The following is a 20,513-nucleotide window of genomic DNA, read 5'->3' as shown; positions in this document are numbered from 1 at the left end:
GTGTTACAAGAAAAAGAGATAAAGACTTGATCCTAAAGCAACTGCCTTAAAGGATTTTGATGCGATTCAAGCACAAAATGATTTAAGCAAATGAGACAGTGGCGCTCAGCGGATCCGAAAGGATATGGCCACAATGGAAGGTCAGGCGAGGTGCCTTTATACCCAAACAACCTGAAAATGCAGGATTCAGAGGGAGTTTAACGCACTTTAGGCAAGGCGGTTATTTGCAGACCTAGCGGGCTAAGTTAAAAATAACCAACACCGCATAAAGTGCGTTAAAACCCGCCGGGACGGAGCGTCTAGGGTACTCCACTCCCGTGTTGCATCAATTCAAAAGGTGGTCGACATTCTGTCATTGATGCGCCTTGAATTGAAGCCCCCTAGGCGCTCTGAAACTCATATCTTCAGGTAGCTTGGGTATATCCATTGCGGCTACAGATAGGGAGTATAAAAGGGTGTGAAACACATAAAACTTGCCTTAGCGTGTGTTGAGTAAAAACGGATAAGTGTTTTGATGCTTTGCCTTAATAACCTAACGGCAACGGAGGTTACCATAGGGAACTGAACCGTACTTGTCAACCATTACAACAGTATTTTGATTGTTTTTTTGTCACAGGATTAAGGCGCAAGATATTCATTGATCACATTGCGGCAATGGCACTTGAGGGAATCGCGCGATAAAAAATGCCGCCGACTTGATTTAAGCGGGCGGCATTTTTAGCGGTAAAATCGATAGTAAGACATCAGGAACAGTAAGCAGATTATGCTTTACTCCGTAGCGCCTTTTCATGTCTTGCCAGCAAGTTTGCTGTGATGTCACTGAGGCTTAAATCTTGATCTTCAAGCAATACCAGCAAGTGATAGATAAGATCTGAGGCTTCGTTAACTAGCTCTTCTTTATCGTGGGTCGCAGCGGCAAGGGCGGTTTCAAGACCTTCTTCCCCGACCTTTTGGGCGATACGTTTCGTGCCTCGCGCAAACAAAGACGCCGTGTAGCTGGAATCGGCACTTTGCCCTTTACGCGAGGTGATTAAGCTGGCGAGGTTGTTCAAAAATGGGTGCGCATTGTCATCTAACCAGCAACTTTCGGTGCCTTTGTGGCAGGTTGGGCCGTTGGGGATCACTTGAACTAACAGGCTGTCGTTATCGCAGTCTTTATCGATAGCCACCAATTTTAGCGTATTGCCTGAGGTTTCACCCTTAGTCCACAAACGCTGTTTTGAGCGGCTGAAAAAGGTCACATCACCTGTGCTTAAGGTTTTTTCCAGCGCGGCCTTATCCATATAACCGAGCATTAATACCTTGCCCGATAAATGATTTTGGATAACGGCAGGAATGAGCCCATCCTGTTTGTCCCAATCCAGCTCATTAACTTGAACAGGGCTAAAATCCGACTTAGTGTTTGTTTGCGTTGGCATAATATTTACTCTTAATCTCTTTGTAGAACCTAGAACCTAGAACCTAGAACCTAGAACCGCTCTAGCGTCTAATCGCAATCCCTTCGGCCGCTAAATAGGCTTTTAATTCACCAATGTTGATAATCGCCTTGTGGAATACGCTCGCTGCCAGCGCCGCATCGACCTTAGCTTCAATAAATACATCACGAAAATGCGCTATAGTCCCAGCACCGCCCGAGGCAATTAAAGGCACGTCGCAGATGGCGCGAACAAGACTTAACTGCTTGATATCATAGCCACCGCGCACGCCGTCTTGGTTCATCACATTGAGTACTATTTCACCACAACCTCGTTTTTGCACTTCTTCAACCCAGTCTTGGGTAAACCATTGGGTATCTTTGGTCGCCGCTTCATCGCCAGTAAATTGCTTTACTTTATAGCTGTTGCTGGTGGCATCGAAAAAGGAGTCGATACCAATCACGATACACTGGCGGCCGAACTCGTCCTGCAGGCGCGAGATTAAACTTGGATCGGTTAAGGCGGGCGAGTTAATCGAAATCTTATCCGCACCAAAGGCTAATAACTCACGGGCTTGGCTAATGGTTTTAATACCACCTGCCACGCAGAAGGGAATATCAATCTGCTCCGCCACGCGGCTCACCCAAGATTTATCGACCACACGTTCGTGGGCGCTGGCGGTAATGTCATAAAACACCAGCTCATCGGCGCCTTCTTCGGCATAACGCGCGGCTAAGGGGACGATATCGCCGACAATTTCGTGGTTACGAAACTGCACGCCTTTCACTACTTTACCGTCTTTTACATCTAAACAGGGGACTAGTCGTTTGGCCAGCATTGGATTGCCTCCGCCACGTTAAACTGATTGATAAGCAAGGCTTTACCGATAATGATGCCCGCAGCGCCGCTATCTCGCACGGCGCTCACATCATCAAGGGTCGCAATACCGCCAGAGGCTTGCCAAGCGATGTCGGGATAGCTAGCTGCAATTTCTTGATAAAGCGCGGTATTGGCGCCCGTTAAGGTGCCATCACGGCTAATGTCAGTCACTAGCGCATGCTTTAAGCCGACAGCGCTAAAGGTTTCTACAAGGGATTCTAAACTCTTACCGCCGCCACTTTGCCAACCGGATACGGCGACCATTTTCTCGCCGCTCTGGTTGATATTGACATCGAGTGCGAGGCAAATCGCTTCGCTGCCGTACTTGATAAACCATTGTTTAACTAACTCAGGTTCTTTCACCGCAAGTGAGCCAATTACCACTCTTTTTACACCGATAGCTAATAATTCAGTGACTTGTTCTTCAGTACGAATACCGCCGCCCACTTGAATATTGGCGTTTAGTCCTGCCACTAATTCACTGATAAGGCGAGTTTGGCGTTTAGCGGGATCTTTCGCGCCGGTTAAATCAACGATATGCAACCAGTTAGCGCCTTGTGCCTCGTAGGATTGCAGCTGCGCCAAAGGACTTAAATCAAAGGTGGTCTGCTGGTCGTAATCGCCCTGATAGAGGCGGACGACATTGCCATCAATTAAATCAATCGCAGGAATAATCATAAGCTCATATCCTTGATTGATTTGTTTATAAGTAATTTATTAATAAATACTTTTTTAATGAGTAATTTATTCATTGGTCAGCCTTCTTTACACCAGATTGGCCATCAGCAGAGTTGCTTTGCAGCGCTTCGTTCATCAGAGCTTCGTTCATTTGCAACTCGTCCATCAGTAAAAAATTACGCAGAATTTGCGCACCCACGGCGGCACTTTTTTCGGGGTGGAACTGCACGCCCATAAAGTTGCCTTTGCCGATGGCGGCGCTAAAGTCTTCACCATAGGAACATTGGGCTAAGGTAAATTCACTCAACGGCGCGCGGTAACTGTGGACGAAATACACATAACTGCCATCTTCAATGCCCGTAAACAGCGGGTGAACGTTAGGGATTTTGGCTCCTTGTGAGTTTGTCGTAAGCTTAAGTTGGTTCCAGCCCATGTGCGGCAAAGGTAGGCTTTCAGCTTTGAGTAACTGCGTATCCAGCTCGCAAATATCGGTCGGGATTATGCCTAAGCACTCGCAATCTTGACCTTTTCCGCCGCGCTCCTTAGAAATTTCCGCCAACATTTGCATGCCAAGGCACACACCCAGCACAGGTTGAGTCAGGCCTTGAATGAGTTCGACCAAGCCTTTTTCATGTAAGGACGCCATGGCTGCACCCGCCGTGCCCACACCCGGCAGTACCACACGTTTTGCCGCTTTGATTTTGGCTTTATCGTCTGTGACCAATACCTTAGCGCCTAAACGCTCGAAGGCGAAACGTACTGAGTTTAAATTGGCGCAGCCCGTGTCTATGATGACGGTTTCAGCATCTGGCGATTCATTTGCTGTTAATTGCGGGCTAGCTGTTAATAGAGTGTCTTGTTGCATCCTAACCTCTTAAACGATTTATGCTGATGCCTTAAAGTACGCCTTTGCTCGATGGCAGAATATCGCCTTCAACTTTAACTGCTTGGCGTAGCGCGCGGCCGAGCACTTTAAACAGGGCTTCAACCTTGTGGTGATCGTTATCGCCCTGCGTCGACACATGCAGCGTACAGCGCAGGCCATCGGCAAAGGATCGGAAGAAGTGCGGCACCATTTCAGTGGCCATTTCGCCCACATGCTCGCGCTCAAAATCGGCCGAGAATTTGATAAAAGGGCGGCCAGAGATATCCAGCAGACACTCACCCTTAGCTTCGTCCATCGGCAGGCTAAAGCCGAAACGGGCAATGCCGCGTTTGTCACCGAGCGCTTGGCGCAGGGCATCACCTATGGCTAGTGCCGTGTCTTCGATGCTGTGGTGATCGTCGATTTCCAGATCGCCATCGACTTTCACATCCATTCTAAAATTACCGTGGGTGGCAATTTGATCGAGCATGTGGTCGAAAAAGCCAATGCCAGTGTCGATTTTACCTTTAACGGGGCTGTCGAGATCCACAGTCACGCGAATATCGGTTTCTTTGGTGGTACGTACGACTGTGGCGGTGCGGCCTTTATTGAGCAGCGCATCGGCGATGGCGTTCCAGCCTAAAGTGTCGCGTTGATATTTCAGGCTTTTAATGCCCATGGCATTGCCCAGCTCCACATCGGTTTCGCGATCGCCAATTACCGCCGATTGGGTGAAATCGATGCAGCCTTGGGTGAGGTAGTCTTTCACTAGCCCAAGCTTAGGTTTACGGCAGCTGCAATTTTCATCATTAAAGTGTGGGCAAATTACCACATCTTCGAAGTTCACCCCTTGGCTTTTGAGGATTTGCATCATCATATTGTGGGGCGCATCGAAATCTACCTGCGGGAAAGACGGTGTGCCAAGGCCGTCTTGATTGCTGACCATGACTAAGCGAAACCCTGCCTTTTGCAGACGTAGCAAAGCGGGGATCACCTGTGGCTCGAACACTAATTTCGCTAGACTATCGACCTGTTTGTCGGTGATGGGCTCTTCAATCAAGGTGCCATCGCGGTCGATAAACAGAATTTTTTGTGCAACATTCGGGATAAATTGTGGGTTCATGGCTCTACCTTCAAACTCAAGTCGTTTAGCTAATGCTTAAGCTGATTTTACCTTCAGCGTTGCATTCGCTTTTTATTAGTTTTTTATGATCAGAGATTTATTATCAGTGACTTATTATCAGTGACTTATTATTCGTTTTCTGATGACTGCTCAGTGCGTTGCGATTCAAATAAATTCACTAACACATCGGTATCCGCCTTTGAACTAAAGCTAAAGCGGATAGCTTTGGCAAGCCTTGGGTCTTTGTAAGCGCGGGCGACAACACCGCTGCCTTGCAGTAATGCTGCGACCTTAGCGACATCATCAAATTCAGCCAGTACATAATTGCCGTTAGGCTTAAGCACGCGGGCGCGGGACTCTGAACTATTCGATTTTGAACAATATGCGCTGATCGCCGCAGTGAGTCTGGCGCCTTGCTCATTCAATTGTGCGACTTGCACTTTCATCCTTGCAACGCCTGCGCTCGATAGCGCCTGGGTGGCGACTTCACTCACGGGCAGCGGCACTGGATAGGGCGCAATCACGCGCATAATGATTTCGACTACGGCCTCGTTTGCCAGCATAAAACCACAGCGTGCGCCGGCAAGTGCAAAGGCTTTTGACAGGGTGCGCAGTACCACTAGATTCGGATAGCTTTCCAGCAAATCCGCCACACTGTATTCGGGGCAAAACTCAATATAGGCCTCGTCGATTACCACAAGCGTGTTGGGCAGGGCCTTGATCGCTTGCTCAATAATGGCTTTGTCGATCACAGTCCCCGTCGGGTTATTGGGATTGCAGATAAACACCAGTTTTGCGCCGCGAACGTCCTCGGCATAGCTTGTCGGCAAGCCATATTCCGCGCTGAGATTTAATGCTTTAACGTCCACATTAAAGGTGTTCGCACTGATGGCATACATGCCGTACGTCGGGCCAAAGCAGGCGATGCTGTCGACGCCTGGAATACAAAAGGCGCGAATTAACAGTTCAATCGCTTCATCGGCGCCGCGGCTGGAAACTATCTTGCTGGCGCTCACGCCGCTGTATTCGCTGTAGGCATTGATAAGCTGCGGCGGTTGGCATTCTGGGTAACGATTCAATTTTGATAAATCGAGCGCTGCCGTATCGACATTATTAAAAGGCGATTCGTTGGCATTGATCCAAATATCACCACGACCGCCCAGTCTGCGGGCACTCTGGTAGGGTGTTAAATCCAGTAACTCAGGGCGCGCTAAACGCTCGGCTAAATTTAGCGGCGCCGATTGCGCTAACGTTGATGCTGCTAACGTTGATGCTGTGGGGTCTGCTGTCTTTTCCATATTGCTCACTTGGCTCATTTTCTTCACTCAGCTCTATTTTTATAAACTTAAGGGCTAATCACTTAAGAGTTGTTCACTTAAGTGCTAATCACTTAAGATCTAGGCGGGTCATTTCTCTAGGCTAGCTAGACGAATGGCAACGGCATTTTTGTGTGCATCGAGCAATTCGTTACTGGCTAACGTCATGACTGCTTGCCCCAATCCGATTAAGCCCTTAGCGCTGAGTTCCTGCACGGTAAAGCGGCGGCTAAAGTCGGCTAATGACAGGCTCGACACGGCGCGGCTGTAACCGTAAGTCGGTAGCACGTGGTTGGTGCCACTGGCATAATCGCCAACAGATTCAGGTGTATAAGCGCCTAAAAATACCGAGCCCGCGGCGCGAATGTTTTTCAGCACCTCACGGGGAAAGCGCGTTTGAATGATCAAGTGCTCAGGCCCATATTGATTGGAAACCTGCGCGGCTTGTAGCATATCGTCCACAACAAAAGTGCGACTGCTCAGTAGTGCCGTTGTAGCTATATCACAACGCGGCAGGGCAGCGAGCTGTCTTGTCAGCGCGTCATTTACGCCATCGGCGATAGCTTGCGAATCTGTCACTAAAATCACTTGCGAATCAGGGCCGTGCTCTGCTTGTGAAAGCAAATCGGCGGCAATAAATTCGCAATTGGTGTCGCTATCGGCAATCACTAACACTTCAGAAGGGCCAGCCGGCATATCGATACACACAGTGCAGCGACCATCCTGTGACACTAAGCGTTTAGCTTCAGTCACGTAGCGATTACCTGGGCCAAAAATCTTATCGACCGCGGGAATAGTTTCCGTGCCAAAGGCTAGCGCTGCAATGGCCTGCGCACCACCCACTTGATAAATTTCAGTGATCCCACAGGCATTGGCGGCATAGATAATGGCATCGTTGATGGGCGGTGGGCTGACTAATACTCTTTGTTCGCAGCCTGCAATTTTGGCGGGCAGGGCAAGCATCATCACGGTAGAAATTAATGGCGCACTACCACCAGGAATATATAAACCCACTTTTTCAATCGGTTCGCTACGTAGCTCGCAGCGTACTCCCGCCTCGGTTTCCATATCAATCGGGCGAAATTGCTGGGCGCTGTGAAACACATCTATATTCGCCATGGCTTTGGCGATCGCCGCTTTCAGCTCTGGTGATACTCGTGCGCTTGCTGCAGTAATGTCGGTTTCACTCAGACGCAGCTCGCCACTTCCTTGTCCATTTAAATCTCTGGTTGCGCTATTGAAGCCATCAAACTTTTGATTAAATTCGGCAATGGCGGCATCCCCCCGCGTTGCCACCGCATCGATAATGGCACGAACGCTTTGCTCTAAGCCGCTGTCACCAATTAAGGGCGAGCGTTTCAGCGCCGTTTTTTGCTCGGTGCTTGATAAGGTTGACCAAGTTAGGATTTCCATACATTACCCCATCATTTTTTCGATTGGCATCACCAGAATCGAGCTGGCACCGAGTGCGGTCAGCTGTTCCATGGTATCCCAGAATAAATCTTCGGTACTGACGGCGTGGATAGCAACGCGGTTAGTATCATCATTTAATGGCAATACGGTTGGATTTTCCGCGCCGGGCAACAGGGCGACGATTTGATCTAAGGTTTCGGTTGGCGCGTGCAGCAGTATGTACTTGCTCTCACGGGCGCGGATAACGCCATTGACACGGGACAGAATCTTGTCGATGAGTGCTTGTTTAGTCGGCGTTTGGGTTTGGGTCGATTGAATGATGCAGGCCATAGAGCGGTAAATCACTTCGGTTTCGTATAAGCCGTTGGCTTCTAAGGTGGCGCCCGTCGACACGAGATCACAAATACCATCGGCAAGGCCGGCACGTGGGGCGACTTCAACCGAGCCTTTTAACATACAGTCGCGATAAGTTATGCCTTTTTGTTGCATAAAACGGCGCAGTAGGTTCGGGTAAGAAGTGGCGATGCGTAATCCTTCTAACGAGGAAGCATCGGCGTAACTGAATTCTGTCGGTACGGCTAACGAGAGGCGACATGATCCGAAATCTAACTGACGCAGTTTGAGGCAATCTGCGGGTTTGTTCAGAGTTTGACGCTCGATTTGTTCCTCTTCGAGCACGTTTTCACCGATGATCCCCATATCAACCACGCCGTCCATCACCAATCCTGGGATATCGTCATCACGAACGCGCAGTAAATCAATAGGCATATTGTCAGCGTGAGCGATAAGGCGTTGTTCATTAATGGAAAATTTAACGCCACAGCTTTTTAGCAGTTGCTGAGAGTCAGTAGAAAGACGGCCAGATTTTTGGATGGCGATGCGTAAACGGTTCGATTCAGTCATAGTGTTATCTCGCTCAAAAGTATCAAAATTAAAAGATTCAAAAGTGTGTTGTTTAATCGGTTTAATACGCCCTGCCATTCAATGGGCCCTAGCTAAGGAATCTAGCTCAGTGCTCTAGCTAACGTATTGATAATTTATTAAATATCTAAAGTTGCTTATTTAAATTAAAACCCAAATTAACGCCTAAATGCAAAAACCCCCGGAATTCCTTCCAGGGGTTTATGATCATCTTGAATCAGTCCGCCAGAAGGATATAGTCCTCCGGCAGTGAGCGTCCGAAGGCTACCGCATATGGTGGTGATGGTGGATAGCGTTCAGTAGTTGGCTCATTTTACTCTCTCGGTATTTAACTTTATTAGCTTAACTGTTCGAATAAAGTGCGGTCGAAATACAGTGAAGCGTTGAATTCGTTGTTACGGACGTCTACCCGTATAAGTGGATTTAAACTAACCGCTTTTATGAGCCTTTGCAACAGCCAATTTGAATTAAATGAGAATATTTATGCGTTTTTGTGAAAGGCAGAGGGTTATCGTTAAATAAAGTTATTGAGCATTTTTGTTGGGGAGATGTTGAAAGTGGATAAAAGTATATTTGAAAATTACACAGGCTGACATTTTACTTCAACTATTGAGAGCTTATCACTTCAATTATTTGGATCTAGCGTTTGCTGATACGACTCACACATGCTTAGCATGATGGTATTTACTCTCCAATACGTTGAGTAGAAACCTAGGGTTTCTAAGTTTATGAACATGGCTAACTTCTTCAGGGCTCAAGCTTCATGACTGCATCTAATGTTTTGTCGTATACCTCTGGTGAAAAATGCGCGCGCCACTGTAACTCAGTAAATTGGCCGTAAAATCTTAAATTATCAAAGCATTGGATCTGGTTTTTAAAGCTTATTTGCCGAATGTGTGGGATTTACATCGCGGTAGAGCTAATCCCGTTGCGGTAATATAGGGGTAAAGACAAAGACGCTGTGATTAGTGTAGAACGCTGCTAATCTAAACATGTCGGAGATCTTCTCTAAAAGCGTCATTGCTAGGAATAATCGATGGAAAAAGAATCTCTTGAGTCTGTTTACCCCTTTTTAACCGAAGCCTTACGGCTAAGCGAGAATGGCCTCGCTGTTTTGGACAAGCACAATCATTTTATCTTTTATAACCATACCTTTGCGAAAATGTTTGGTTTTGTTGATCAAGACATGGCTGGCCGGCATTTTGACGACATGATGCACTTTGCCTTTACCCATAAGCAAGGGCCTAAAATTGATCATGAAACCATAGAGGAATGGCTTGAACTTATTCATGCGAATCAACGTAAATCAGCTTTTCGACGTTTTGAAGTGGATCTGGTCGACGGTAGCTGGTTGCAACTTTCTGAGCAGGTTTATCACAATGGCGATATGGTCATTGTTTGCACCGATATTACCCAGTTAAAACAGGTCGAATTTGCCCTAAGGAATGCGCAGACTGAGTTGAATCGACTCGCACTCACCGATGAATTAACCGGTATTGCTAATCGACGGCATTTTTTCCAGCAGTTAGAGCATGAAATCAAACGCTTGAGTCGTCTACAGTTACCTTTGTGCCTTGTCATGATGGATATCGATTATTTTAAACTCGTTAATGATCGCTATGGGCATCAAGTGGGTGACAAGATACTGCAGCATTTTACCCAATTTATCAGTGCTCGCACGCGCCCATACGATATCTTTGGTCGCTTCGGCGGTGAGGAATTTGCGCTATTACTGCCAGAAACGTCGGTCGATGTCGCGCAGAAAATTGTGACGCGTATGATGTCAGCGCTTGCGAATGAAGATCTTTCAGCGATAGTCGACGATTTTCACTATCAATTTTCGGCAGGAGTGAGTGCGTTAACACCTGTGATCACTCATCATGCCATCGAAGAAAACAGCGGTATTTTAGCGCTTCAGTCTGTGCCTTCACCGATTGAAATCGGGAGTCAGTGCCGTTCAGATGCTGAAAAGCTGGTGGCCGAGGCCGATAAAGCCTTGTACCACGCTAAAACTACGGGGCGAAATCGTGTCGTGGTTTGGGATGATGTGATATTAACGGCTAAAGCTTAACGAACCCTGTGGTTGTCGAAATCTAAGTATCGCGATACCAAACCAAGAGTAAGCGCTGCTTGGCTCCTATTCTTAACTTGATATTGCACTTAATGCAGCGTTTTGTTCCTGTGCATTTTCACCTAAAATAGCCAGCTTAATGTGTCTCTCACTGCATAGGGTTCAAGGTAAGCCGTGTTAATCAATCAGCAATATAACCGCCATGGACCCGATTATCGATTTGGTGAGCAAGTCACTTTTCTTGATATTAAACAAACCTTTGGTTTTAGCCATGTGCGTGTTGGCCGCTGGGTGACGCGGGATGAATCGCGGATTGCTGCGGATTTAGTATTTGATTCGCTCGCCGATTTGGCCTTTATCTTAAAATTGCCACCTTTAACTTTAGGGCTGCGGGAAACCGTCAGCCTGGCCTTTGGTCATGGCGGCCAAAAGGGCGTTCAGGCCCATTATGCACCCGCGACCCGAGAGTTGGCATTGGCTAAAAATGCAGGTGCTGGTGCTTTAGCCCATGAGTTTTGGCATGCGTTTGACCATTATATTGCCGCTAAATCATTCAAACCCACTAATAAGCGGTTTCAGTGTGCGAGCGATCTTTGGCTATCCGATCTGCCCATCATAGAGCATCCATTAAATGCTCGATTATCTGAGATCTTCAAAGTGACATTGTTGAGTGGACAGGGTGATGAGCCCCATGATTATGTTCGCCGAGCAATTGTATTAGATAAAAAACATGGGATGCAGTACTTCTCTCGGCCAACGGAGATGATGGCGCGAGCATTTGAAGCCTGTATTGAATCCTATACTGATATTTCGAATCCGTATTTAGTGTCGGGAACCCGTTTTTCAGCAATGGCAAAGGAGGGGGCTTATCCCGATGAGGCCCACAGACAAGTGATTTTTCAGGCACTGATCAATTACTTTGAACCGCTGGGGATCGCATTGGGTAAAAATCCCCTTAACTAGGGTGTGTTGACGTTTTGAGTCATGCATTTGAACAGAGGTTAATTTAGCGTCGCTAGAGGGCAAGGCAAAATGTAAAACGACATTCGCCTTAGGTGTTTTGAATGCGAATGGCAGTGGACAGGGGGAGGGTCACGAGCCGTTTGAAGACTGATTGCCAATCATTAGCTCGCGTGCTTAGTCGACAACGTTTGCCAACAATAGGCCAAACTATGGCGAATCGCATCAAGATATTGAGATGCCTGAATATCCATTAAATACCAATAGCTAGGTTTTGATTCTGGCATGTGGTTGAAAAATAAAGCTTCAGCATTGATGAGCTGGCTAGGATGAGCAAATTGCTGCCAAATGTTGATGGGTGTATGCGCCAGTGTGATTAGCCATTCAAGTTGCATCTGCCGCGTGGCTGGATTTAGCGCATCTGCGATTAATAAGCTCGACTCTTGTAAACGCTCAAGTAAATCAAAGGGATTACCTGCGTTTATCCTAGGTGCGACTTGGCATGGTTGCATTTGGTTTATTGCGGATAGGCGAGGTAAAAGTACGGACGCTAAGCTAAATTCAGGCCAGTCGAGCGATGGTACCAAAGCCTGGGCAATTCGCCGCTCGCCTAACCAATTATGCACCATGCAAGGTAAGTGGTCTTCAAGCGGTAAATCATTGGGTCTTGCTAAACTCGGAAACAGCGACATCCGCTGCACTTGCACATGCTGAGACAACTGCTGCATCAACACGATTGTGGTTAACCCAGATGAAGGCCAGCAACCAAGCTGAGGCGTTAATTCAATCGCAACTTGCGTCAAGGCTTGGGTAAGCAGACCACTTTGTGGATGACCTTGTACCACAAAGGCATATTTTGATTCAGCAAAACCACCGTTGGCAATATTTACTATCTGATTATTTACATTGCTATTTTCAGCCCATTGAGTACCGTTAAAAATAAATGTCGTACCTGTGGTCGCAGGCTGCCAATCGCCAGAAGCATTACCAATAACGGTCACTTGCTCAAAGGCAAGGGTGCCCGCTAGAGCTTGCAGATCTAATTTAGCATGTGGCATCTGCAAATGTTGATGCATGTGGGTGTGAGATTTAGGCATAGGCGGAACATCTGTTTTACGAACTCAAAATGGACTTCATTGTAATGGATTATCCCCCTGAGCCCAAAGGGTTAATCCATTGAAGTTTACCGGATGCTGTTTTAACGCAGGATAGTTTAGCTTTAGGTATACCGCGCATAAAAGTGATGCGCGGTATTGGCGATTAACAATTAGACTAAAAATTATAACTCAGGCTAAGTTCGACATTTCGCGGTTCGCCGAAGAAACCTTGATTGTAGAAATCGATACTCGAGTAGTACTTTTCATCAAACAAGTTTCGAATATTCAAACGAACAATCGCATCATCAGTGAGTTGATAACTTGCCATAAGATTGGTAAGGAAATAACTGGCTTGTTCAGAGCTTTCGCCGTTAGGCCCCGCGTTTTCTACATAAATCTTGCTCTGCCAGCTTAAGTTGCCACCTAATGTGAGATCTTCTAGAGCGCCATCAAAGTGATAGAGCGAAGATAATCGTACTAAGTTTTTAGGCAAATGTGTGCCAAAGGCCGAACCATCGGCTTTTTCAGATTCACTGTAGGTGTAACTGAAGTACAGATCCCAATCCTCTGTGGGCCTACCCGTTAGTTCCATTTCAAAACCACGGTTACTGGTGCCATCCACAGCGCGCATTGGAAAGCTACCATCAGGAAGTGGGTCTTTAATGTTAGGATCTTTTTCCGCCACATTTTCCTTTTGAACTTTAAACACTGCAACACTGGCGGTGAGTTTTTCGTCGAAAAAATCGGCTTTACTGCCAAGTTCAATATTATTGCCAGTTGTCGGGTCTAAGCGTTTGTTATTAGCATCTTTGGCATCTTGAGGCTGAAAAATCTCAGTGTAACTGGTATAAATCGACACACTGTCACTGATATCGTAAATCAATCCTGCATACGGCGTAATGACATCATTGTGCTCATAACCTGGATCGACTTTATATTGGCTGATACGGCTTCCTAACAGCAGTGTGACCTGATCGTGCAAATTGAGTTGGGTAGCAATATAGGCACCTTTTTGGATCTCTTCAGTCTCTTCATTGGTGGGAATCGATGGATAATTTGGCTCTGCAATCGAGCCATCCCACTCAAAGAAATTACCTACGCTTAAAACATCTGTGGTGTAGTAAGAGTCGGCGCTAATATCTTGTTTTGAATAGAGTAGCCCGGTTGTTAGTTTATGTTCTCGACCCAATAGTTCGAATGGCCCTGAAGCAAATATTCGCGCCGCATCTTGCTTACGGGTTGATTGGTAAATCATAGGCAATGCACTCATCCCCAAACCTGTGATTTTATCTGGGGAGCCATATAAATATAGCAAGTGCCCATCCATCTTATCCTCACGATGTTCTATGTCGAGTTTGAGTTCCCAGTTATTATCAAAGTTGTGTTCTAAAGTAGAAAAAACGTTCGCACCATGGCGTTTCCAACTAGACCAAGATGCTGCAGTGGTCGTCGAACGGGGAAGGTCACTCGCTAAACTGCCGTCGGCATAAAACACTGGCAGCGCTCCCCAAGTGGAGCCTTTAGGATCGCGGTCACTATAGTCCGCGCCCAAAGTGAATAATGTGCTATCACTTAATCTTGCAGTAACGATGCCATAAATTTGCAGATTTTCATCTTCGGCTAGATCGGTAAAACTATCTGATTTTTCATAGGCGGCGGCAAAACGTGCTTGGACATCGGCATCTTCTGTTATGTCCACTGAACTATCACCTTCTACACGATAACTGTCCCATGAACCTACTTTTGCACTGAGGTAACCCCCTGGTGAAGATTTTGGACGTTTACGAATGAGGTTGATGGCGGCCGAGGGTTCTCCTGCACCCGTTAATAATCCGGTTGCACCACGAACTACTTCTACTCGATCGAAGATAACTGTATCGGTCGAAGCATCATTGAAGAAACTAGAATAGTTAACAGGCACACCATCAAATTGGAAGTTAGTGATTGGATTACCACGGGCGCTGAAAAAGTAGCGGTTAGTTTCTGCTTTCTGTGCAGAAATACCCGGTGTTAAAAACATTAAGTCAGCAACATTGTTAAGAGAAAAACTCTGAATAAATTCTTGATCTATAATCGTCACTGACTGCGGCGTTTCTCTCAGTGTTAAGGGTAAGCCCGTTGCTGTAGCAGCTTTATCTAAACGACTACCTTTAATACTGATCACTTCGATATTGGCGTCTGCGTCTGATTGAGTTTCGTCGGCGTAGGAACTCGGCGCTAACAATAGGCTCGAAATGAGCGCTGCTAACAAGGTTTTATCCATCATGATTCCCCATCATAGTATTTTGTGACCGGCATTCTAATTGAAAACAATTCCCAGCACATCGTATTGATAACAATTTGCATTACCTTTACACTCGCGAAATACGATAAGTGTTAGGAAAGTCACAAATGGCGAAGATCAGTAACCGATTCTGGTTTATGTTGCATGGTTGGGTGTCGCTCCCAATTTGGTTGTTATTTTGTTTTATCTGCTTGACGGGGACGATTGCGGTACTGAGTCATGAGATCACTTGGTTAACTAATCCTGCATCGAGGGCGTTGAACCCTAATGATTTACCCGTAAAACCGGTTAGTGAATTAATGACGATTGTTGAGGAAGCCTACCCAAGTGCGGCAGTCTCTGGCACTATGACATTAGAACCTTATATGGTCAATGTGATCATGTTCAGTGACGCGGATAAACCCTATGCCATGGCCTATGTCAATCAATACACAGGTGAGATACAACAGATTAATGAAGGCATGACATTTGCCGGTTTTATCAGATCTTTACATGCTTGGTTATTATTTCCTTGGCAAAGCGGTTACAGCTTGGGTTATTACCTTGTCTGTTCGATGGCGCTGTTTATGCTCGCGTCTTTAGTGACGGGACTCATTGTTTATAAACGTTTTTGGCGAAGTTTTTTTGCTCCGAAATTGCGTGTGAGTCAAGGTAAAAAGACACTATTGGCCGATTTGCATAAATTGTCTGGTGTGTGGTCTATTTGGTTTATCACGATTATGGCCGTTACCGGATTATGGTATTTAGTCCAAGCCATTTTTTGGCATGCAGATATTGATATCGAGCCACATGCGCCATTGGTTGCTGCTGAGCAATTGCCCTTTATCCAAAAGGGTGATGTGAATCCCGCAGATCCAAGCGTGACATTTGCACAAGCCTTAACATTAGCGCAAACGCACTTTCCAGACTTTCAACCAAGCTATGTGATGAAACCAGAGCATAATCGTGACATGTATCATCTGAGTGGTAGCGGCGATCACATTTTTTACGATCAGTATTCTTATAACCTCAGCATTAACCCTTGGACGGGGGAGATTGCAAAAACGACATCACCCGAGACGATGACAGGGATACAAACGCTAATGCATATCGCAGATCCTTTGCATTACGGTACCTTAGGTGGTATCTGGACAAAAATCATTTGGTTTATTTTTGGGGTGATCCTATCGGGTATGTCAATCACAGGATTTATGATGTGGGGACTGCGTAATGTGCGTGCAATTAAAAAAATGGGATCCCCCAGTACTGTGGCAGATAGGTTAGAGGAGGTACGTTAATGGCTTTCATTCATTCAACTTTTTGGCAAAAAAATAAATATAAACTGAGTGGGTTTATTCTATTGCTCCCCCTATTGTTTTTGTATCAGTCGCTAACACCTACATTTCCACCGGCCTGGCAGGCTCAAGAGTTAGGTGAATTTAAAATAGCCCCTTTACCCTTAGATCTAAAAGCACCCTATGTACATCATGATGACTATGTGAAAGATTTTATGTTGGTTTTTGAAAAAGGTGAGGTAGGCAATATACGCCAAGGCTATGCCAATATTGGAACGCAGGCTTTGCCAATAGCAGATTTACAGCGCAGCGAGAATGGTATTTTGCACGGTAATAAGCATGGCCAACACGTACACGCCATCGCAACTAAGACACTAACCTCCGCAGATAGTCTGTGGATATCGATAGAGAATTGGCAAGGTGAGTGGCAAGTGGCAAAGTGGCCTCTGCCTGCCGAGCTAATAGTACAGACACACTGAATGAGGTAAAAGCTAAACACTAATGGCGATCCTATGGAGTAATAATTTCAGGGTCGCTTTTAGTGGCGTAGATTAAGAATGATTAACCGAATACGGGTAAAGAATAACCTTTTTCGCCGTAAACGCTCACTTTTGAAGGCATAAACACAACGGGGACGTTTATTCCTCATTAATAAATGATGAATTTGTTATATACATCACCAAAATACAAATGAAAGTGATTCGCAATAGTGTTACCGTATGTTCATCCTAAATAAACTCCCTAAATTACTATGCGCTTTTATCTACTACCTCTCGCGTCTGCCATTACTTTGGCATTAAACCCTTTGTCAGTCTTGGCTGCAGAGCCGTCTTCTGCTGCAGATGCAAATGATCAAAATATTGAAAAAATAACAGTGATGGGCAAGTACACTGTGAGTCGAACCATTGATACCGCCACAGGCTTAGGGCTGTCACTGCAGGAAACGCCACAGTCAGTGAGCATCTTGACCGCTGAACGGATCCAGGATCAGGCACTCAATACCGTTGTTGATGTGGTTAATAACACAGTAGGTTTGTCTTCATCTAAAACAGATAACGTTCGAAATGGCTTTATGGCCCGTGGTTTTGCGGTTCAGAATTACCAGATTGATGGCGTACCTTTATCTTGGAGCTTGGGGGGCGATGCAGGTGAGACTGTGTCAGATATCTCTCTGTACGAGCGTGTAGAGGTGGTGCGTGGTGCAACAGGCTTACTAACGGGGGCAGGGGATCCTTCTGCTTCAATCAACCTAGTGCGCAAACATGCCGACAGTGACGAACTTAAGGGCTATGTTGATGTTGCTACGGGTAGCTGGGATAAAAAACAAGTTACCGCAGATGTTTCTAATGGCCTTAACGACAGTGGCAGTGTGCGTGGTCGTATGGTCGCTAAATATGTCAATAGCGATTCTTATCAGGATCTTTATCAAGACCGTAAGACTATTCTTTACGGCGTAATTGATTCAGACATTACTGACAACACTATGCTGCGCGTCGGCGGTAGTTACAATAACAACAACCCCAAAGGAGCGATGTGGGGTGCGTTACCAGCAGTATTCAGCGATGGTTCGGCTACTGATTGGGATGTTTCTACTACAACAGCGGCAGATTGGAGCCGTTGGGAAACGACTAACATCAACTATTTTGCTAACTTGAACCATTATTTCAGCAATGGTTGGCAGTTGGTGGCGAACTATAATCGCATGGAATATGAAACCACCACCAAAATGATCTATATGTCTGGCTTGCTGAATAAAGAAACCGGTGCAGGTTTGAGCGGTCAGCGTTATCACAGCCATGGTGAAAGTAACTCTGATAATTTCGATTTTCAGTTGAAAGGCGATTACCAACTCTTTAACCGTGAGCATCAATTTGTGACTGGTGCCTTATACAGCAAACAGAAATCCTATGCTGATACTTATGAACCCATCCGTGAGAATATGACGGGCTGGGACTCAAAGGCAGTTGAAAACTTTTATGATTGGCAAAGCAACGCCTTTGAAGAGCCTGAATGGTCAACAAACGCCAATCGTCAGTTAAATATGGATACCGAGCAGAAAGGTTTCTACGCAGCAACTCGGCTAACAATTACCGATGATTTAAAAGTGATTGCTGGTGGCCGTATTTCTAGTTGGAACCGCGAAGGGGTCAGCTATGGTACTGATACCAACTTTGGTGATGATGGCGTGTTCGTTCCTTATGTTGGCGCCTTGTATGACATAAACGAAGAGCATCGTGTTTACGCTAGTTATACCGAAATATTTAATCCGCAGAACAGTAAGAATATTAACGGTGATTATTTAGAGCCACTCGAAGGTAAAGCCTATGAAATCGGTTTAAAAAGCGCTTATCTGGACGACCGTCTACACACCACTGTAGCACTGTTTAAGATTGAACAGGATAATCTGGCAACAGCCGCTGGGACTATCATTGTTGACGGTACTCCAACCACTTATTACAAAGCTGCTCAAGGTACTGAGAGTACAGGCTTTGAGTTAGAAGTGGTGGGGGAGTTTATCGATGGGTGGAATATCACGGCTGGCTATTCGCAGTTTACAGCGGAAGATGCTGAAGGAAAAAAAGTGGCGACTACTAGCCCTCGCAAACAGTTTAAACTATTCACAACTTATCAGTTTGTCGATTACCTGCCTGAGTTGAGCGTGGGTGGTGGTATTAACTGGCAGAGTGATAGTTACTCTGAAGGGGGGACAGTAAAAATCGATCAGGATGCTTACTCTTTAGTCAACCTGATGGCTCGTTATAACCTTACTGACAATATGGATCTGCAACTTAACGTAGAGAACCTATTAGACGAAAAATACTATGCTTATATGTCTGCTTCTGCCTCAATGTCCGAAGCATATAGTGTGTATCATTACGGAACCCCACGTAATGTGACCCTGAGCTTTAATTACCGCTTTTAAATTTTCCGCTAAATAAAAGGAGTAGCCGCGTTATCGGCGACTCCTTTTTTATCTTCTATTATTGTTATTCCAAATATTTTGATGGCTTGTTTCGTGCTTATTAACGACTCAGTACTGATATCGGTAAATATTGGGCTAGCTCACCTATGGTTCGTTCCAAAATCCAATGCTGTTATTAATTGAAAGCGGGAAGATGATGCCCTTCAATCTAGTTATGGAATGGCAACATATTGTATTGGTAGTTTTCCTTCTTTCTTGTGCGCATTGTATTGTCAACAATCAGTGCGGCAACGAACAGAGTCAATAGAAAAATATAGGTATACTCATGCCATTAGCCTTATTACAAGGTTGTGGGTTATCGCCAGCTTTTTAAGCTAAAGACCAGATGTTACATAGATTAAACCGTTGTTGGACTTATAAAGTATTTTATGTTGATGACAAATTGTCAACAACATAAAATTAATAATAGACATCAGCGCTTGACTACTTAGTCAATAATCATTTCAAAACTGCACTTTTAATGGGGCATAATGTCATTGTAAATATGGGCTTATTTAGTAAGTTTATTTTCATCAATGCATAGAAAAGTGATTCATTTTTTACAGTAAAGACCAAGGACTCCCATTTTGAGGAGAATAATATGCAAATAGAAACGCTATATGATGTTATGCAATGGACTAGAAATATACACCAACAGCTGCATGCATTTGCGGCACATTGCGCACTTACAAATGATAGCGAAAGAAGCGGATTACTGTTGGAGTATATTTCAGCCCACGAGCAAAAAATGGCACTGGTTATCAGACAGTTCGAAGATAATGGCAATAGCAATGCACTTAACACTTATTGTCGGCATTATTATGAAAAAACCGCTATTCCTTTTAACACCATAGGTGAACATCCGTTTAAGAGGATGGATACGGATGAAATAGCGATGGCCACACTTGAGTATCATAAAAATATTGTAGGGCTGTTTGAATATCTACAAAATTGCAGTTCTGCACCTTCCGTAACTGAATTTCTTAGCAACATACTGTCCCTTGAAGTGTAGTGATGTGATGGACGCCTCAGCACCTAAGCTTGCAGTATTATGCCAAGCTTAAAGCTGACAAATAGTTCTGGAGGTTTCCATCATGGATATTAAAGTTATTGGTATCGATTTAGCCAAAAATGTTTTTCAAGTTTGTGTTTGTCTTATGGATAACTCTGTCATGAGTAACAAAAAGGTTAACAGAAACAAGCTGCTCGATAAAATTAGACAATTCCCCGAAGGTAGCCTTATTGCTATGGAGGC

The 20,513-nt window shown here is 45.4% G+C and carries 16 protein-coding genes and 1 pseudogene; 7 read left to right on the top strand and 10 right to left on the bottom strand.

What is annotated here, in order from left to right; translation table 11 throughout:
* Positions 1-761: 761 nt before the first annotated feature.
* From hisIE to hisG, 8 genes are all read right to left on the bottom strand, one after another.
* Complete coding sequence (hisIE, locus tag L5M71_RS17275) at positions 762-1,418, bottom strand: bifunctional phosphoribosyl-AMP cyclohydrolase/phosphoribosyl-ATP diphosphatase HisIE (protein ID WP_263207790.1); 657 nt, start codon at positions 1,416-1,418, stop codon at positions 762-764.
* 61 nt (positions 1,419-1,479) lie between these two features.
* Positions 1,480-2,253 (bottom strand): imidazole glycerol phosphate synthase subunit HisF, encoded by a 774-nt coding sequence (gene hisF, locus L5M71_RS17270; RefSeq protein WP_263207787.1) that lies wholly within the window; start codon positions 2,251-2,253, stop codon positions 1,480-1,482.
* Positions 2,235-2,972, bottom strand: a complete 738-nt coding sequence (gene hisA, locus L5M71_RS17265) for a 1-(5-phosphoribosyl)-5-[(5-phosphoribosylamino)methylideneamino]imidazole-4-carboxamide isomerase (protein WP_263207785.1) — start codon at positions 2,970-2,972, stop codon at positions 2,235-2,237. Before hisA ends, hisF begins: the two co-directional genes overlap by 19 nt.
* Positions 2,973-3,042: 70 nt before the next feature.
* On the bottom strand, positions 3,043-3,837 hold the full coding sequence (gene hisH / locus L5M71_RS17260) for an imidazole glycerol phosphate synthase subunit HisH (protein WP_263207783.1): 795 nt from the start codon (positions 3,835-3,837) through the stop codon (positions 3,043-3,045).
* A 31-nt stretch (positions 3,838-3,868) separates the two neighbouring features.
* Positions 3,869-4,960 (bottom strand): bifunctional histidinol-phosphatase/imidazoleglycerol-phosphate dehydratase HisB, encoded by a 1,092-nt coding sequence (gene hisB / locus L5M71_RS17255; RefSeq protein WP_263207781.1) that lies wholly within the window; start codon positions 4,958-4,960, stop codon positions 3,869-3,871.
* 128 nt (positions 4,961-5,088) lie between these two features.
* Entirely contained in the window at positions 5,089-6,276 is a 1,188-nt protein-coding gene (hisC, locus tag L5M71_RS17250; protein ID WP_263138951.1) for a histidinol-phosphate transaminase, read from the bottom strand.
* 90 nt (positions 6,277-6,366) lie between these two features.
* Positions 6,367-7,689 (bottom strand): histidinol dehydrogenase, encoded by a 1,323-nt coding sequence (gene hisD, locus L5M71_RS17245; protein WP_263207778.1) that lies wholly within the window; start codon positions 7,687-7,689, stop codon positions 6,367-6,369.
* A 3-nt stretch (positions 7,690-7,692) separates the two neighbouring features.
* Positions 7,693-8,592 carry an ATP phosphoribosyltransferase gene (hisG, locus tag L5M71_RS17240; protein WP_006086295.1) on the bottom strand — a complete coding sequence of 300 codons (900 nt, stop codon included), beginning with the start codon at positions 8,590-8,592 and terminating at the stop codon, positions 7,693-7,695.
* Between the two features lie 1,054 nt (positions 8,593-9,646).
* Here hisG and L5M71_RS17235 point away from each other — a divergent pair.
* Positions 9,647-10,681, top strand: a complete 1,035-nt coding sequence (locus tag L5M71_RS17235; RefSeq protein WP_263207776.1) for a GGDEF domain-containing protein — start codon at positions 9,647-9,649, stop codon at positions 10,679-10,681.
* A gap of 174 nt (positions 10,682-10,855) precedes the next feature.
* Entirely contained in the window at positions 10,856-11,644 is a 789-nt protein-coding gene (locus L5M71_RS17230; RefSeq protein ID WP_263148289.1) for a CLCA_X family protein, read from the top strand.
* Between the two features lie 161 nt (positions 11,645-11,805).
* Here L5M71_RS17230 and L5M71_RS17225 read toward each other — a convergent pair whose 3' ends face one another.
* Together L5M71_RS17225 and L5M71_RS17220 are read right to left on the bottom strand one after the other, a co-directional pair.
* Positions 11,806-12,738, bottom strand: coding sequence for a hypothetical protein (locus L5M71_RS17225; protein ID WP_263207774.1), 933 nt, complete (start codon positions 12,736-12,738; stop codon positions 11,806-11,808).
* A gap of 175 nt (positions 12,739-12,913) precedes the next feature.
* Complete coding sequence (locus L5M71_RS17220; RefSeq protein ID WP_317630050.1) at positions 12,914-15,001, bottom strand: TonB-dependent siderophore receptor; 2,088 nt, start codon at positions 14,999-15,001, stop codon at positions 12,914-12,916.
* Positions 15,002-15,129: 128 nt separating this feature from the next.
* Between L5M71_RS17220 and L5M71_RS17215 the strand changes: the two genes are divergently transcribed.
* The 5 genes and pseudogenes from L5M71_RS17215 to L5M71_RS17195 all read left to right on the top strand — a co-directional run.
* Complete coding sequence (locus L5M71_RS17215; protein WP_263207770.1) at positions 15,130-16,299, top strand: PepSY-associated TM helix domain-containing protein; 1,170 nt, start codon at positions 15,130-15,132, stop codon at positions 16,297-16,299.
* Positions 16,299-16,775, top strand: coding sequence for a hypothetical protein (locus tag L5M71_RS17210; protein ID WP_105252512.1), 477 nt, complete (start codon positions 16,299-16,301; stop codon positions 16,773-16,775). Before L5M71_RS17215 ends, L5M71_RS17210 begins: the two co-directional genes overlap by 1 nt.
* A gap of 272 nt (positions 16,776-17,047) precedes the next feature.
* Positions 17,048-19,219 carry a TonB-dependent siderophore receptor gene (locus tag L5M71_RS17205; protein WP_263207768.1) on the top strand — a complete coding sequence of 724 codons (2,172 nt, stop codon included), beginning with the start codon at positions 17,048-17,050 and terminating at the stop codon, positions 19,217-19,219.
* 640 nt (positions 19,220-19,859) lie between these two features.
* Positions 19,860-20,270 carry a hypothetical protein gene (locus L5M71_RS17200; RefSeq protein ID WP_263207765.1) on the top strand — a complete coding sequence of 137 codons (411 nt, stop codon included), beginning with the start codon at positions 19,860-19,862 and terminating at the stop codon, positions 20,268-20,270.
* An 82-nt stretch (positions 20,271-20,352) separates the two neighbouring features.
* Positions 20,353-20,513 (top strand): annotated as a pseudogene (locus L5M71_RS17195) (IS110 family transposase); the annotation flags it as partial.

It is taken from the genome of Shewanella sp. SW1, from assembly GCF_025653545.1.
Lineage (GTDB): Bacteria > Pseudomonadota > Gammaproteobacteria > Enterobacterales > Shewanellaceae > Shewanella > Shewanella oncorhynchi.
The sequence above is the reverse complement of the archived record's forward strand: the minus strand, read 5'-3'. Positions and strand labels throughout refer to the sequence as shown.